The following is a 17,017-nucleotide window of genomic DNA, read 5'->3' as shown; positions in this document are numbered from 1 at the left end:
GGATTAATCAGTCTGTTTAGTGTGTTAAAAAGGAGAGCTTGCTCTCCTTTTTATGGAGTGATTTATGGAGTTATTTTTTTCTCTTAACGTAAGTTATGAAGCTTTTTTGCCATATTACCAAGGGGTTGCAGAAAAAGTGCAAGTAAGGGACCACAAAGGTCGTGTATTGCACATCAATGGTAAGTATTTTAGACCTTATTTAACCCCTAATGGCATCCATGGCGAGTTTAAATTAGTCCTTTGCCCTGACGGGAATTTCAAATCCCTTAATAAATTATAGAGCATTTACTTCAAACGTTTGATTGATTAATCGTGTGTGAAGTAGCAAGCTGTTAACATTTATAAGTACATGAAAATAAACTTTTTTCGTTAGTGGTTAAATGATTGTATTTTTATCGCCTGTGTTAATTCAAATATAGGCAGGTTTTATTTAACCATTTTTACCCCGACATCGTTAATTTTCTTAAACATTTTCTTTTTTTTGACCTTGCTCAATATAGTTAAATGCTGTAACAATGGTGTTGCCTGTGGGCTAACAAGATGTTGGTTAAATTCCTATAACAACTAATCCAACAGGTTACGGAGATGAACTAAAATGAATATTGTTAAAAAAAGATTTAACAAGTCGGCTCTCGCTTTGGGGGTGGTGTCGGCATTATGTTTGGGAATGAGCACTTCAGCCTCAGCTGCTTCTTTTCAATGGGGCGATGTACGAGGTACGTTTGACTCTACTTGGACCGCAGGTGCCAGTTGGCGTGTGTCAGATAGAGACTGGAGTGGTCAAATTGGTAAGGTGAATCAGCCACAATTTGATTGGTCAGGTTACTCAGCATTTGGTGGCGCATTTGGTTCAACCAAATATACGTCAGCCGAAATTTGGGCTCAGCCTGGCTCATATTCAAGCAACAATGACTTAAGTAACTTATTGTATGCAAAAGGTGATACGACTTCAGAGATCGTTAAAGGTCTTCATGAGTTATCACTTAAGTATGAAAACTACGGTTTGTTTTTACGTGGTATGTATTTTTATGATCGCAAACTCAATGATGGTGACTATGGTTTTAATGACCCATTAACCGGTAAAGAGTTCGATCCTTGTGCAGACAGCAAAGCATCAGAAGTGCAATGTAAAGACATTCGCTTATTGGATGCATTTGTCTATGCTAACTGGGACTTAAACGACGGCGCGAATCCGTTAAGCGTTCGTGTCGGTAATCAAGTGGTTTCTTGGGGTGAAAGTACCCTAATTTCTCATGGTATTGCTGAAATCAATGCTGTTGATTTAAACATTCTCAATGCGCCAGGTGCTGAACTTAAAGAAGCATTCCGTCCACAAGGGATGGTTTGGGCATCGTTAGGGTTATCTGAAAACTTAAACCTAGAAGCATTTTATCAATATGATTGGCAGCCTATTTGGGTACCAACGCCCGGTTCAAACTTTGCGACCAATGATTTTGCGGGTTTTGGCGGATACAACCAGAATGCGCAATTAGGTTTCAACTCTAATCCAGATATGAACCAAGATTTTCTTATTTCTGAATACACACGTCTATACGAAGCTGCCGCAGCCAGTGGATTTAATTCTGCTTATGCCGCTTATATGACAGCGTATTCAACTAAAGCTGCCTTAGTTCAGGATGCTGCAGACCCAAGTAATGATGGCCAATTTGGTGTTAAGTTAGGATATTACTCTCCAGAACTTGGCGAAACTGAGTTTGGTTTTTATTACATGAATTACCATAGTCGTCGCCCACTTATCAGTGGAACAGCGTCTAATTTCACCACAGAGGCCATCGGTCGTGATTATGGTCGTTTAGCACAAAGCGGTGGCGTGATTGACCGTGATTTATTGCTGAGCATGGAAACCTTTACCAAGTCGCAAATTGTTTATCCTGAAGACATTCAGTTATATGGCTTCAGTTTTAACACTTTAGTGGGTGATACATCTGTTGCCGGTGAAATTTCTCACCGTGTAGATGAGCCATTACAAATTGATGATGTTGAATTACTTTTCTTAGCTATGCCTCAACAGCTAGCAAATGCAGGCATTCGTCCTGACTTAGATGGTATTTCACAAATGGATAATGTGGCGCCTGGCGAAACAGTTGATGGGTATATACTTACCGATACGACTCAAGCACAGATGACATTTACTCACCTATTTGGTCCAACACTTGGTTTAGACAACTTAACTATGCTTGCTGAAGTGGGTGGTGTGTGGATCCATGACATGCCTGGTTTTGACGAATTACGCTTAAATGGTCCAGGTACTGCGCGTTCTGGTGGCAATCCAGATATGCCTGGCATTATTGAAGCATTACATAATGGTCCAGAAACCAATCCATTCCCGACTGATTTTGCTTGGGGTTATCGTTTAGTGGCCAAAGCTGACTTTAACAACGTGTTTGCTGGTGTGAACATGTATCCAAGAGTAATTTTCTCTCATGACGTTGATGGCATTACGCCTGATCCAATGTTCCTGTTCACTGAAGGCAGAAAGTCTGTTGCTTTGGGTGTCAATTTTGATTATCAAAGTCGCTGGGGCGCAGATATTTCTTACAACAGCTTCTTTGGTGGTGTAGGAACAACAAATGCGATGACAGACAGAGATTATATTTCTTTCAACGTCAAGTATTCGATCTAAAAGGATAATTATAATGAAGAAACTGACGATATTATCGGCAGCAGTGATGATCGCACTAAGTGCACCTGCTGCGCTGGCGAAAGTATCACAAGCTGATGCAGATAAATTGGGTACAACATTAACCCCTCAAGGTGCAGAAAAAGCGGCAAATGCAGATGGTTCAATTCCTGCTTGGACTGGTGGTATCACTAAGCCTATCGCTGGTTACACCAAGGGTATGCATCATCCAGATCCGTTCCCAGATGACAAAAGCTTATTTACCATAACCAATGCAAATAAAGCCCAATATGCTGAGTTTTTAACTCCGGGTCAAAACAAACTATTTGAAGTCTATCCAGATACTTACAAAATGAATGTTTATCAGACTCGCCGTACAGCGGCTGTGCCTCAATATGTTTATGATGCAACTAAAGTCAATGCTGTTGGTGCTGAGTTAATTTCTGATGGTAATGGTATTAAAGGGGCCACAATTGGCGTTCCGTTTCCTATTCCTGCTAATGGCCTAGAAGTCATTTGGAATCATATCCTGCGTTTTCGCGGTGTAGATGTCGAAACGTATCGTAGCCAAGCTGCACCTATGGCGAATGGTTCTTATACTCTAGTTGAAAACTCTGAGGAAATTCGTTTCGAATATTCGCGTCCTGAAGTGACTTTAGAGAAACTTAAAGAAACCAACACCTTGTTTTACTTTAAGCAAGTTGTGACTCAACCAGCACGATTAGCCGGTACTGCATTGCTGGTTAAAGAAACCATGGACCAAGAGGCGCTTCCACGTCAAGCTTGGACCTATAACACAGGGCAACGTCGCGTTCGTAAAGCACCTAACGTCGCGTTTGATACTCCAGGTACTGTTTCTGATGGTCTAAGAACAACCGATGATTTCGATATGTTTAACGGTTCTCCAATGCGTTATAACTGGGAACTCGTAGGCAAAAAAGAAATTTATATTCCGTACAACGACTATCGATTACATTCAGATAAACTAAAGTATGACCAAATTTTAAAACCGGGTCATATCAATCCTGAATTTGTTCGTTATGAAAAACATCGTGTATGGGAAGTGAAGGCAACATTAAAAGAGGGCATGCGTCATACCTATAAAACTCGCGTGTTTTATATTGATGAAGATTCATGGCAAGTGGCAGTAACGGATATATATGACAACCGCGACGAGCTTTATCGTGTTGGTGTTGCTCATCTTATCAATTACTACGAAGTGCCTACGTTGTGGAGTACCTTAGAAGTATTCCATGACCTTCAATCACGCCGTTATTTAGCGATGGGTTTAGATAACGAAGGTCGTATGTATAATTTTGATGCATCACTTTCTGAAGCTAACTTCACACCAGACGCATTAAGACGTGCCGGTATTCGTTAATAGCCATAATAAAATGGGGCGCCTAGCGCCCCTATAAATTTTAAAGGAAGTTTGTATGACGTTTAGCATGCTTCGCAGTATTGTGGCGATTGGGATTAGTGCATGTTTATATACTGCTTCAGTAGATGCCCAACTCGATCCGCTTTCAGTTCAAATTCAACCCTTAGCTCAATCCTCTTTATTACTTGATATTGCCAATGCGGGCGACAAACTTGTTGCCGTCGGTCAACGTGGCAATGTGTTGATATTAGAAAATAATCAATGGCATCAAGTCGCCACTCCCGTTTTGTCCCAGTTAACCAAAGTGTTTTTTTTCGATGACAAACAAGGTTGGGCTGTCGGTCATGATGCTACGATTATTCACACCCAAGATGGTGGTGAGACCTGGTCAGTGCAGATGCAATCAGCTGAAATTGAGAAGCCATTTTTAGATGTACGCTTCTACACTCCTGAAGATGGTATTGCGGTTGGGGCATATGGATTATTTTATCGCACCGCTGATGGCGGTAAAACTTGGCAAGATGAGTTTCACCAAGAATTACTCTTTGAAGATGATGTTGCTTATTTAAATGACCTTAAAGCAGAAGATGAAGCCTTGTATTTATCGGAGCGTGCGTCTTTATTACCTCACTTTAACCGTTTGATTCGTCTTGAAGATAAACGCTTATTATTGGTCGGTGAGCTTGGTATGGTGGCGGTATCTGATGATAATGGCCATACATTTACTAAAACCAATTTTGACTATGATGGCTCGATGTTCAATGCCATTTCGGTTGGTGATGATGTTTATGTAATGGGACTTCGTGGTCATGTATTTAAGTCAGATTTAAGTTTATCTGCATGGGAAGAAGTAGAACTACCGGTCCAATCATCAATCAATGGTGCACTTGTTACATCTAATAATGACCTATACCTAGTCGGTAATGCTGGAATTGTATTATCAGTTGATGATGGTAGAGCAACTATTGTTGCTAGGCGTCAAGGTGAAAATATTGTGGCTATTGCTAAAGACAGTAAAGGCCAATTATGGTTTGCCGGTTCTAAGGGACTGTTTCAGCTTGATTAACCTTTTGGTTAAATTGGACAATTAAAACAACAATAATAAGGCCGAAAAGATGTTAGAAAAACTGGTCAATGGATTTGAATCTCATTTATTTCGTAATCGAAAATGGGTCATAATTTCATTTATTTTTATTACTATTTTTTTAGGTTACCAAGCCAGCCAACTAAAAATGGATGCGGCTTTCAGTAAAAATATTCCTCTTAATCACTCTTATATGCAAACCTATACCAAGCATCAGAAAGACTTTGGTGGTGCCAACAGCATTATGGTTGCAGTTGAAGATACGAGCGGCAATATATTTAATCCGGAATTTTTTGATGCACTCAAAAATGTCCACGATCAATTATTCTTTATTCCTGGGGTAGAGCGTTCACAGGTTAAGTCACTTTTTTCGCCTTCAACGCGTTTTACCGAAGTCGTTGAAGATGGTTTTGCTGGCGGCCCAGTTATCCCTGCTGATTTCAGTAACGATGAGTATGGCCTTAAAGTGGTACGAGACAATATCGAAAAGGCTGGCATTGTAGGTCGTCTTATCGGTAATGATTATACTTCTGCCATGGTATCGGCCCAATTGATGGAGTTTGATCCGCAAACGGGTGAAGCCATTGATACAATTGCATTTGCCAATCAACTTGAGCAAGAGCTTCGCGGTAAGTTTGAAACCGATAAGATTAAAATTCATATCATTGGCTTTGCTAAAATGGCTGGTGATGTAGCAGAAGGCGCCAAAGGCGTACTGTTGTTTTTCTTAATCGCCATAGCCATTACTGCAGTGATGGTGTATCTATTTTCCAAATCGATAGTGCTGACTATTTTACCATTGATGTGTAGTTTGGTTGCGGTATTTTGGCAATTAGGCTTATTGACGGTTATCGGATTTGGCTTAGACCCAATGTCGATTTTGGTGCCATTTTTGGTATTTGCCATTGGTGTCAGTCACGGGGTACAGATGATCAATGCTGTGCGTCGTCGCGTGCTAGATGGCCAGACGACGAAAGCGGCATCTGCATCGGCTTTTCGCAGCTTGTTAGTGCCGGGCGGCGTTGCGTTACTATCTGATACAGTGGGTTTTTTAACCTTACTTTCGATTGATATTGGTATTATTCGAGAGCTGGCAATTTCTGCATCATTAGGTGTTGCAGTGATTATTCTCACTAATCTTATTTTGCTTCCTTTAGTGATTTCATATTTCGAATTGCCGACTAAGCAGGATAACCCACAGAAACGTCAAAAAATAGAAAATATTTGGCGTTGGTTGTCTAAGTTTGCCACTCCGAAATATGCTGTAGTGGTATTGATTTCAACAGCAATCCTTTATGCCGTTGGTTTTCAGCAAGCGTCAAAAATGCAAATTGGTGATTTACAGGGTGGGGCGCCAGCGCTGCATCAAGACTCTCGCTATAACCAAGATACTTTCTTCATTACCAAACATTTCTCTATAACAACCGACGTTATGTCTGTGATTGTAGAAGCCACTCCTGAAGCTTGTACATATCATTCTGTGTTATCGCAGATAGATCAGTTTGAGTGGATGATGGCTAATACACCTGGGGTTGAGTCAACCGCGAGTTTGGCATCGATTGCCAAAAAAGTGAATGCCGGTTTTAACGAAGGTAACCCTAAGTGGGAGATTTTACCGCGCACCACAGCCAGTCTAGTTCAAGCCGTGGGTCAAGTTCCAACCACATCGGGTTTATTAAATAGCAACTGCTCTGTTATGCCGGTTTACTTGTTCTTAAAAGACCATAAAGCAGAAACCATTGAGGTGGTTGTTGATAAAGTTAAAGCTGTTGCTGCTGAGCTTAACTCCGACACGTTACAATTTAAGCTAGCTTCGGGTCCGGTTGGCGTTATGGCTGCAACCAATGAAGCTGTAAGTGAAGCTCAGCTGCCAATGATGTTGTACGTTTACGGTGCAGTGTTTGTCTTATGTTTAATTAGCTTTAAGTCACTCAAGGCAACGATAGCAGTGATTATCCCACTTTATGTGGTATCGACGTTAGCACAAGCCTTAATGACTTTGCTCGATATTGGTCTCGCAGTCAGTACCTTACCTGTTATCGCCTTAGGGGTGGGTATTGGTGTTGATTACGGGATTTATATCTTATCGACCATGTCCAACAAGCTCAGTAATGGCATGCCTGTGCAACAAGCGTATTTCGAAGCATTGGTTGAGCGTGGCAGTGCGGTGATATTTACTGGGCTAACTTTAGCGATTGGGGTGAGTACTTGGTTCTTCTCCGACCTGAAATTCCAAATGGATATGGGAATTTTGCTGACTTTCATGTTTTTAGTGAATATGTTGGGGGCAATTATTATTCTTCCCGCACTTTCAGCTATGTTTTGGAGAAAAAAGTAACTAAAACATGCAATTAAACAAAAAAGGGAGCTTAGCTCCCTTTTTTGTTTTGCATAGTTACTCTATGCAAACGACTTAAATGTCATTTTAAGTACCAATCTATGCTGTCGAGTGGATTTATAGAGGATGTACCACTAAAATTTTCCTCGATATAGCAGCAATTTAGTAATAAACTTTGCATCAGATCTCAATTATGAGTTTCTTTTGTTAAACTAAAAACAGTTATTTACGTGATACACACAAAATGACTCGGACCTACAGAATCAACAAGCCGAAGCATCCATATAATGATAAGAGCGCTGCCATAGACGCTTAAGGAATCTGCAACATGGCCTTGAAAGATGCAATGCCTTCAGTACTACTGGAAAATGTAGTCAATTTAATTCACACAAAAATCCCTCATTCTCAAGCCAAACAAGTTGAGCAATTTGCTAATTGCCTCTACGCCCATATGTCAAAAGACGATCTCAATGCTCGTAATGACAGTGATTTATATGGTGCCGTATTGAGCCTTTGGAATGCGCTGAATAAAACCGCGCAGGACGAAACTCACATCCGAGTGTTTAATCCTAGCCAAGCAAAACATGGCTGGCAGTCAACTCACAGCATTATTGAGATTATTCAACTTGATATGCCTTTTTTGGTTGACTCGCTCTCAATGGCGTTAAATCGAATGGGCATTACCGCTCATGTGATGTTGCATACGCCATTAGCGGTCGTGCGTGCTGCTAACAACAATGTCACTGATGTGTCATTTGTTAATGAAGCTACAGAAGGCAGCAATAATGTTGCGGTTTTCTTAGTCGAAATTGACAAGCAAAATAGTGATGCCGACATCAAGGCGATTGAGAAAGAGATTCAATCTGTCTTAGCGGATGTATCAGCATCGGTCAATGATTGGCAATTAATGTCAGACACATTAACCGATACCATTAAACAGTTACCTTCACGGCCATTTCCTGGTGAAAAAGCGGAACTTCAAGAGTCTGTTGATTTCTTAAACTACTTGAACAACCACCATTTCACTTTACTCGGTTATCGCTATTATGATTTAAAACGCGTTGAAGGTGATGTTGAGCTTGTCCCTAATATTGAATCTAGCTTAGGATTAATGAACCGTTCAAAAACCTCACACAGTGAGCGCGGTTTGTTACTTTCAAGTTTATCTGATTCTGCCCGCAAAGAGGCATTAGATGAAAGCTTACTTGTTCTGACCAAAAGCTCTGCCAAAAGCCGTGTGCATCGTCCAGCTTACGTAGATTATATTGGCGTTAAACGCTTCGACAAAAAAGGCAACGTAATTGGTGAAGATCGCTTCATCGGTTTATATGCTTCTAATCTTTATAACCGTAGTCCACGCGAGATCCCATTGCTGGGTGAAAAAGTTCAGCGCATTCTTGATAACTCAGGTCTAGCGCCGCGCTCTCATGACTATAAAGCGTTAATGAACATCCTTGAAAACTTACCTCGTGATGAGCTAATCCAAGCTAAAGACCATGAGCTGTCTAATATCGCTTATGGCATATTGGAAATGCAAGATCGCGATAAGTTAAAGTTGTTTGTTCGTAAAGATGGCTATGGCCGCTTCTTGTCGTGTTTAGTGTATGTGTCTAAAGACCGTTATAACACTAAGTTACGCCAAGATACTCAACGCATTCTAGCGCAACACTTCAAGAGCAATGAAGATGTTGAGTTCACAACGTATTTTTCTGAGTCTACTCTGGCTCGAACTCATTATATTATCAAAGTTGATAATAACAATATGGATGTTGATGTGGCCGCTATTGAAAAAAATCTTATCGAAGCCGCTCGCTCGTGGGATGATAAATTGCACACAGCGTTAAATAATACTGTCGGTGAACAAGCTGGTACAGGACTGACAAAACGTTATTTAAATGCTTTCCCACCTAGCTATAAAGATGATGTTCTTCCAAGCTCAGCTGTAGTTGATATGCAGCATCTAGAAGCATTGGATGATGAACATAAGTTAGGCATGTTATTTTATCAGCCACAAGAAACAGCATTAAACGACAATAAAGTGCGTTTAAAATTGTTCCATAAAGACGAGCCAATTCACTTGTCTGACGTATTACCAATGCTAGAAAACTTTGGTTTACGTGTGATCAACGAACGCCCATATGAAGTGAAAACTAATGATGGTGCTACGTTCTGGATCTTAGACTTCTTAATGACAGTCCAAGGCGCAGCGACAGAAAACCTTGCTGATAGTCAAGATCGTTTCCAAACAGCCTTATTACAAGTGTGGCAAAAGAAGTTAGAAGACGATGGCTTCAATCGCATGGTACTTTCAACGGGCTTAAGTGGCCGTGAAGTGTCTATTTTACGTGCATATGCTAAGTACATGCGCCAAATTGACGCTACATTCAGTCAGTCTTACATTGAAGAAACTTTTAGCCGCTATCCAAAACTTGCGGATTTATTGGTTAAGATGTTCATTCGTAAGTTCAATCCTAAGCTAAAGACACGCACCTTGAGTAAATTCCTCGAGCAAGTGAATATTCAGCTTGATGACGTTTCAAGTTTAGATGATGACCGAATTATTCGACGTTATTTAGATTTAATTAATGCCACATTGCGTACTAACTTCTATCAAACTGCGATTGGCGGCAAATCAAAGGATTATATCTCATTTAAATTCGCACCGAGCTTAATTCCAGAAATGCCTAAGCCGATGCCTAAGTTTGAGATCTTTGTGTATTCACCTCGTGTTGAAGGTGTCCATCTACGTGGCGGTAAAGTGGCTCGTGGTGGTTTACGCTGGTCAGATCGTCGTGAAGATTTCCGTACTGAAGTGTTAGGCTTAGTAAAAGCACAACAAGTGAAAAACACCGTGATTGTGCCTGTAGGCGCAAAAGGTGGATTTGTGTGTAAGCAACTGCCAACAGAGGGTGGCCGTGAGGCTTTATTCACCGAAGGGCAAGAGTGTTACCGTATCTTTATTCGCGCATTATTAGACATTTCTGACAACATAATTAACGGTGAAGTTGTTCCGCCTGCAGATGTTGTCCGTCATGATGAAGACGATCCTTATTTAGTGGTTGCAGCCGACAAAGGCACCGCGACTTTCTCAGATATCGCTAACGCGATTGCGATCGAATACAACTTCTGGTTAGGCGATGCGTTTGCCTCTGGTGGTAGTAATGGTTATGACCACAAGAAAATGGGGATTACCGCACGTGGAGCTTGGGAATCGGTTAAACGCCATTTCCGTGAAATTGGTGTAGATTGCCAAACCACTCCATTTAGCTGTGTGGCGATTGGTGATATGGCGGGTGATGTATTTGGTAACGGTATGTTGTTATCTGAGCAAACTCAATTGGTTGCTGCATTTAACCATATGCATATCTTTATCGACCCAACGCCAAAAATTGCCGAAAGCTATGCTGAACGTCAGCGTTTGTTTGTCTTGCCACGCTCAAGCTGGGAAGATTATAACGCGAAACTGATTTCTAAAGGCGGCGGGATCTTCTTACGCTCTGCCAAGTCAATTAAATTGACCCCAGAAATTAAGCAGATGTTAGCGACTGATAAAGACACCATGAACCCAACCGAACTGATGAAAGAACTACTGAAAATGCCAGTAGACTTGATTTGGAATGGTGGTATCGGGACTTATGTTAAGTCGAGCAAAGAATCTCATGCTGAAGTTGGCGATCGTGCTAATGACACTTTACGCGTTAACGGTAAAGAAATTCGCGCCAAAATTATTGGTGAAGGTGGTAACTTAGGTTGTACCCAATTAGGCCGTATTGAATACTGCGCTAATGGTGGCCGTATGAACACCGACTTTGTTGATAACGTTGGTGGTGTTGATTGCTCAGACAACGAAGTTAACATCAAAATTTTCTTGAATACCTTGGTAGCAGAAGGCGAGTTAACGGTTAAACAACGTAATCGTCTACTTGAAGACATGACAGATCAAGTTAGCGAGATTGTCATTCAAGACTGTAAAGATCAGACTCGTACTATCTCTGTGACTCAAGTCGATGGCGTGTCGCAGTTGAAAGAGCAAATTCGTTTTATTCAATATCTTGAAAAAGACGGCAAGCTTGATCGCGCGCTTGAGTTTTTACCTACTGATGACGATTTAGCTGAACGTTTAGCCAATGGACGCGCGTTAACTCGCCCTGAAATATCGGTATTAGTTGCGTACGCTAAAATGGTATTGAAAGAGCAATTAGTGACCCCTGAAATCACTGAAGATGCATTTTTAAGTAAATTGCTAGTGGCTTATTTCCCTAAAAAGCTTCAAGCAAAATATGCTAATAAAATGACCGCTCATCCTCTTCGCGGTGAAATTATTGCTACATCATTGGCCAATGAATTAGTTAATGATATGGGCTTTAATTTTGTACAACGTATGCAAGATGAGACCGGTGCAACAGTTGCTGAAGCCGCCATTTGTTACACTATGGCCCGAGAAATCTTTGGCCTTGATGACTTAACCACTTCAATTACTGATTTAAGTGGCGTCATCCCTGCAGTGGTGCAGGGTGAAATGTTGCATCAATTACGTCGCAGTATGCGTCGCGCGTGTCGTTGGTTTATCCGCCATCGTAATCGTGCTCATGATATTGACCAAACTATTGCGTTCTTTAAGCCAGTATTTGAACAGCTTAAAGCCAATGTTGACCAATATATGATAGATGCTGAAGTGAAAGTAATTTCTGCTGAGATTGCTGCGCTAACCACCGAAAATGTTCCTCAAGCTGTTGCACAAGTTGTGGCTAAAATGAGTACATTATTCTCAGCGTTAGACATTGCACAAATTGCTCAAATCGAGAACAAGTCAGTTGAACTGGTATCTGAAACTTACTTTAAACTCGGTGCAAAAGTTGAGTTACATTGGTTCTTAGAACAAATCAGTGCTCAACCTGTTGCTAACCATTGGCAAGCACTTGCCCGTGCAGCATTCAGAGAAGAACTTGATTGGCAGCAACGTGCATTAAGTTCTGCTGTATTACGTACTTGTACCGAGACTTGTGATGCAGATAGTGTGATTAATCAGTGGATTGAACAAAATAAGCCTTTACTCGAAAGATGGTATCACATGCTAGCGGATTTCAAGGTTTCTCAAACCCATGAATTTGCGAAGTTCTCAGTCGCCTTACGGGAACTGAACTTACTGATTTTACATTGCGTAGGTCAGAAGTAGTTTTTATAATGTGAATAAGCCCTGGCGATTGCCGGGGCTTTTTTTAGGTCTAGGAGAAAACATGTTTTACAAACTTGCACAGAAAGTAATGTTTCAGATGGACCCTGAGTTAGCTCATAATCTAGCGATTGGTAGCTTGAAAATTACCGGAAATAACCCATTAAACTGTTTCTATCGTCAACAGGTTAAATCCGCTCCTGTAACCTGTATGGGCCTGACGTTTCCTAATCCTGTTGGCTTAGCTGCGGGATTAGATAAAGACGGCGAGTCAATTGATGCTTTTCATGCGATGGGGTTTGGCCATGTTGAAGTCGGAACCGTAACACCACGTCCGCAACCGGGTAACGATCAACCAAGATTGTTTCGATTAAAACCTGCTAAAGGGATTATTAATCGGATGGGTTTTAACAATAAAGGTGTGGATAATCTGGTTCGTAATTTAATGGCCAAAAAGTCTGACATTATGGTTGGTGTGAATATAGGTAAAAACAAAGATACTCCAGTAGAGCAGGGTAAGGATGACTACTTGATCTGCATGGATAAAGTGTACCCATACGCCAGTTATATTGCGGTGAATATCTCTTCACCAAACACCCCAGGTTTACGTTCAATGCAATACGGTGAGTTACTTGACGACTTACTCAGTTCAATTAAAGCTAAACAAACAGAATTAACCGCTAAACATGGCAAATATGTCCCGGTTGCGCTCAAGATTGCGCCTGATTTAAGCTCAGACGAGATTAAAGCGATTGCGGATTCGTTACTGAGTAATCAGTTTGATGGTGTGATTGCGACTAATACAACATTAAGCCGAGATACTGTAACTGGTTTAAAACATGCCGAAGAAATGGGCGGTTTGAGCGGTAAGCCTTTGACTGATTTATCGACTCAAGTGATCAAACAATTAGCGATCTGTTTGCAAGGTAAGATCCCGATCATTGGTGTTGGTGGGATCAATAGTGCCGCAGATGCGATAGCTAAGTTTGATGCAGGCTCAACTATGGTGCAGATATACTCAGGTTTTATTTATCAAGGACCTAAATTAGTTGATCAGATCGCAAAGGCATATTGTTCAAAATAGCGCCTAAAACAGCTTTGCATTGATCAAAAATCATGCCGCGATCGAAATTTTGATCGTTCGATCGCGCTAACACTCTGAAATTTATGTTATAATTTATAATTAAATTTTGATATTGAGTGAAAAATCATCTAATATATAAGCGTGTTCAATATTTAGGTGTAAATAGTCATGTTATTAATGCCAAATAAGGACTGGCATTGGGAATACAATGAAAGCTTGAAGCAATTAAGTATTTCGTTGGGTTCTGAGATGGAGTTCTTAACGCCATATAAGACAAAATTGTTAATTCCAGATGCTCTTAAGGCAGCTGAATTTAACCTTGAACACGCCAAATTTTACATTAAAATGCTCGAAACCCTTCCTAAAGTGTTGCATATCTCTGATGCAGGTATTGTACAAACTGCACTGAACGCAACTGCCGCGCATTTTTTATTACAATCACAAATGCCTAAATCTTGGTTTTTTGACGTCAGTGATGAGTGTGTTTATTGTGATGTGGGTAAGTTGTTTCAGCTCAACTGCGGCTACTCTAAAGTATTGGCGTTAGTTATTGCAAATGGCTTACAAGCAGCAACTGTGATGATTTTGTCACAATACTGTCAGCTATCTGAAAATAAATCATTAGCACAATTTGATATCATAAAAGTGATGCATAATCGTTTACATCCACTGCGTAAAGCTAAGCAAGTTGTCGCGGCATAAAAGAGTTGAATAGATAAGACACTCGACTCAATTTGTTCACTAGCTAGCATGTGCGGTTAGCGTATAAAAATAGTGCGAGTCTACTTCTATTGATAAACTTGCTAAAGTTTAATCCGCATGTATTATTCAAATCGCTATTTTATCAGGCGCGTCCGCCTCAATATTAAGCATTCATCGCTTATTTAGCCCTTTATTTGGCCTGTTATTCGAGCCGATTTTTAATCAACAATACTTAATCTAGTGCAATGGAATGACTCTAAGGCATAAATTACTGACTCTTATTAGTCGGTTTAAGTGCCGGTAACAAGACGATTAACCAAATCAAACCGTAAACAGCAAATCCAACCATCATCCACTGCGCCATACTGACAGACAACCATGACCAAGGTGAGTCGCTACACATGCCTGTCGGTGAAAAGACGGAAGGTAACCAAGTGTCTAACGGCATAAAGCTTGGGAACTCAGGATAAAAGGAACACGTTTCAAATGGTGATGGATTAACTTGCATCTGGTTTAGCTCATAGGCTAATTTAAATCCCCAAATAGCTGATACTCCCCAGCTAACGATTCCGACCAAGCGTAAAAACCACACTTTGGGTTGTAGTATACCCACAAGCCCAGTCAATATAAGACCCAATACCGCTACACGAATGTAAATACACATCACACACGGAGCGAGATCCATTCCATATTGAAAAAAGAGTGCCGCCAACTCTAGTCCTATGGCGGAGAATAACAATAAACCCCAAGAAAGACGGCTATGACTAAACTGCTGTAATGGTGACAATGTCGGATTCCTAAGTGTGTGAATAGATAAAAAAACACCCTCAAATGAGGGTGTTTAAACAAACTATAGTGACTTTAAAATAATTTATCAGCTAAGTCCATTAAGCTGATGTAATTAATGTCCCATTGCCGCGCCACTTAAGTCTTTAGCTGAGTGGTGAATAATTAATTGGCTCTCATATAATGTGTTAGTCATGTCGGTTAAGAAACCTGTCTCAATCGCCATTACCCCCACAATCGATAGCACGATAGTATAGGGTAGTGCCATCCACACCATGCGGCCATAAGACAAGCGAATAAGTGGCGCAATAGCAGATGTTAACAAGAATAAGAATGCCGCTTGACCGTTTGGTGTCGCAACCGAAGGTAGGTTAGTACCGGTATTAATTGCTACAGCTAGTAAGTCAAATTGGTCTCGAGTAATTTGGCCACTCATTAACGCAGATTTTACTTCATTAATGTAGACTGTACCCACAAACACGTTATCACTCACCATAGACAGTAAGCCGTTAGCAATGTAGAAAATAACTAGCTGCATATTGCCTTCATAACTCAATGCCCATTGGATCACTGGAGCGAATAAATCTTGATCAATGATGACACCTACGATGGCAAAAAATACAGCAAGTAACGCAGTGAAAGGCAAAGCTTCTTCGAATGCTTTACCTAATGAATGTTCGTCTGTAATGCCATTAAATGCTGTAGCTAAGATGATGACAGATAACCCAATCAAGCCAACAGAAGCTAAATGAAGTGCTAAACCAGCAATTAACCACACACCAATAAGAGCCTGAACGACGAGTTTCATTTTATCTTGGTTGGTTCTGTGTGAGTCTTCATGAGCAGCGTAATCAGATAAGATCCTATGTACCGCATCAGGTAATTGGGCTCCATAACCAAATACTTTGAATTTCTCGACAAGAAAACACGTTAATATACCGGCAATCAATACCGGCATAGTCACAGGTGCCATACGTAAGAAAAACTCACCAAATTGCCAATGGGCCTGCGCCGCAATGATTAAGTTTTGTGGTTCACCCACCATAGTACATACGCCACCCAGTGCAGTACCGATACCAGAGTGCATTAATAAATTACGTAAAAATGCCCGAAACGATTCTAATTCTTCATCATTTAATTGTCCGCTAGACTCAGACGTATGATCGTGACCGTTACTATCACTAAAACTCTTACCCGATGCGACTTTGTGGTAGATAGAGTAAAAACCGACGGCAACAGCAATGATTACCGCAATCACGGTTAAGGCATCTAAGAAGGCTGATAAAAAAGCTGATGCAGTACAAAACATCAAAGACACGATAATTTTTGAGCGTACTTTAGTGATCATTTTGGTAAATACAAACAGCAATAGCTGTTTCATAAAGTAAATACCTGCGACCATAAATACCAACAAGAGCAATACTTCTAAATTAGCTTCTATTTCATGTAGCACTTGTGAGGGCGAAGTCATTCCTATGATGACGGCTTGAATGGCTAAAAGACCACCCGGTTGCAGTGGATAACATTTTAATGCCATAGCTAAAGTGAAAATAAATTCCACCACTAGCACCCATCCAGCGACAAAAGGATTTACATAGAAAAAGAGCAGGGGGTTGATGACTAAAAATGCCAAAATTGCGTATTTGTACCATTTAGGTGAATTACCTAAAAAGTTAACAAACAGCGCCTGACTTTTGGTTGCCTGCATAGCAGCCTCTCCGATATTGTGATTGTTACAGTATTGGTACCATTTTTGATGCTAGCAACACATTATTATTTTCAACAGAACTGGGAGAATAGAAGCAACTTCATATTAAAAACTTGATGG

At 40.7% G+C, this 17,017-nt stretch carries 10 protein-coding genes; 8 read left to right on the top strand and 2 right to left on the bottom strand.

The window, feature by feature from the left end; genetic code table 11:
• Positions 1-64: 64 nt before the first annotated feature.
• From H5164_RS13600 to H5164_RS13565, 8 genes are all read left to right on the top strand, one after another.
• Complete coding sequence (locus H5164_RS13600; RefSeq protein WP_124015896.1) at positions 65-280, top strand: DUF2835 domain-containing protein; 216 nt, start codon at positions 65-67, stop codon at positions 278-280.
• A gap of 315 nt (positions 281-595) precedes the next feature.
• Positions 596-2,644: a DUF1302 domain-containing protein gene (locus H5164_RS13595; protein ID WP_124015897.1), complete on the top strand. Its 2,049-nt coding sequence runs from the start codon at positions 596-598 to the stop codon at positions 2,642-2,644.
• 13 nt (positions 2,645-2,657) lie between these two features.
• Positions 2,658-4,022 (top strand): DUF1329 domain-containing protein, encoded by a 1,365-nt coding sequence (locus H5164_RS13590; RefSeq protein WP_124015898.1) that lies wholly within the window; start codon positions 2,658-2,660, stop codon positions 4,020-4,022.
• A gap of 55 nt (positions 4,023-4,077) precedes the next feature.
• Entirely contained in the window at positions 4,078-5,088 is a 1,011-nt protein-coding gene (locus H5164_RS13585; RefSeq protein ID WP_182697158.1) for a YCF48-related protein, read from the top strand.
• Between the two features lie 49 nt (positions 5,089-5,137).
• Entirely contained in the window at positions 5,138-7,444 is a 2,307-nt protein-coding gene (locus tag H5164_RS13580; protein WP_182742480.1) for an RND family transporter, read from the top strand.
• 328 nt (positions 7,445-7,772) lie between these two features.
• Positions 7,773-12,620 (top strand): NAD-glutamate dehydrogenase, encoded by a 4,848-nt coding sequence (locus H5164_RS13575; protein ID WP_124015901.1) that lies wholly within the window; start codon positions 7,773-7,775, stop codon positions 12,618-12,620.
• A 61-nt stretch (positions 12,621-12,681) separates the two neighbouring features.
• The gene (gene pyrD / locus H5164_RS13570; protein ID WP_124015902.1) at positions 12,682-13,701 is read left to right on the top strand and encodes a quinone-dependent dihydroorotate dehydrogenase; all 1,020 of its coding nucleotides are present in this window, start codon (positions 12,682-12,684) and stop codon (positions 13,699-13,701) included.
• Positions 13,702-13,869: 168 nt separating this feature from the next.
• On the top strand, positions 13,870-14,403 hold the full coding sequence (locus tag H5164_RS13565; RefSeq protein ID WP_124015903.1) for a cell division protein ZapC: 534 nt from the start codon (positions 13,870-13,872) through the stop codon (positions 14,401-14,403).
• Positions 14,404-14,671: 268 nt separating this feature from the next.
• Here H5164_RS13565 and dsbB read toward each other — a convergent pair whose 3' ends face one another.
• Positions 14,672-15,190: a disulfide bond formation protein DsbB gene (dsbB, locus tag H5164_RS13560; RefSeq protein WP_182697161.1), complete on the bottom strand. Its 519-nt coding sequence runs from the start codon at positions 15,188-15,190 to the stop codon at positions 14,672-14,674.
• 114 nt (positions 15,191-15,304) lie between these two features.
• Positions 15,305-16,897, bottom strand: a complete 1,593-nt coding sequence (nhaB, locus tag H5164_RS13555; protein WP_182756660.1) for a sodium/proton antiporter NhaB — start codon at positions 16,895-16,897, stop codon at positions 15,305-15,307.
• Positions 16,898-17,017 lie beyond the last annotated feature (120 nt).

Origin of the sequence: Shewanella sp. SG41-3 (assembly GCF_014164545.1) — a bacterium.
GTDB classification, from domain to species: domain Bacteria; phylum Pseudomonadota; class Gammaproteobacteria; order Enterobacterales; family Shewanellaceae; genus Shewanella; species Shewanella vesiculosa.
The sequence above is the reverse complement of the archived record's forward strand: the minus strand, read 5'-3'. Positions and strand labels throughout refer to the sequence as shown.

What these genes read in the sequence shown, in the direction of transcription:
- H5164_RS13600 (WP_124015896.1), top strand. Translation starts at nt 65, where the DNA reads ATGGAGTTATTTTTTTCTCTTAACGTAAGTTATGAAGCTTTTTTGCCA.
- H5164_RS13595 (WP_124015897.1), top strand. Translation starts at nt 596, where the DNA reads ATGAATATTGTTAAAAAAAGATTTAACAAGTCGGCTCTCGCTTTGGGG.
- H5164_RS13590 (WP_124015898.1), top strand. Translation starts at nt 2,658, where the DNA reads ATGAAGAAACTGACGATATTATCGGCAGCAGTGATGATCGCACTAAGT.
- H5164_RS13585 (WP_182697158.1), top strand. Translation starts at nt 4,078, where the DNA reads ATGACGTTTAGCATGCTTCGCAGTATTGTGGCGATTGGGATTAGTGCA.
- H5164_RS13580 (WP_182742480.1), top strand. Translation starts at nt 5,138, where the DNA reads ATGTTAGAAAAACTGGTCAATGGATTTGAATCTCATTTATTTCGTAAT.
- H5164_RS13575 (WP_124015901.1), top strand. Translation starts at nt 7,773, where the DNA reads ATGGCCTTGAAAGATGCAATGCCTTCAGTACTACTGGAAAATGTAGTC.
- pyrD (WP_124015902.1), top strand. Translation starts at nt 12,682, where the DNA reads ATGTTTTACAAACTTGCACAGAAAGTAATGTTTCAGATGGACCCTGAG.
- H5164_RS13565 (WP_124015903.1), top strand. Translation starts at nt 13,870, where the DNA reads ATGTTATTAATGCCAAATAAGGACTGGCATTGGGAATACAATGAAAGC.
- nhaB (WP_182756660.1), bottom strand. Translation starts at nt 16,897, where the DNA reads ATGCAGGCAACCAAAAGTCAGGCGCTGTTTGTTAACTTTTTAGGTAAT.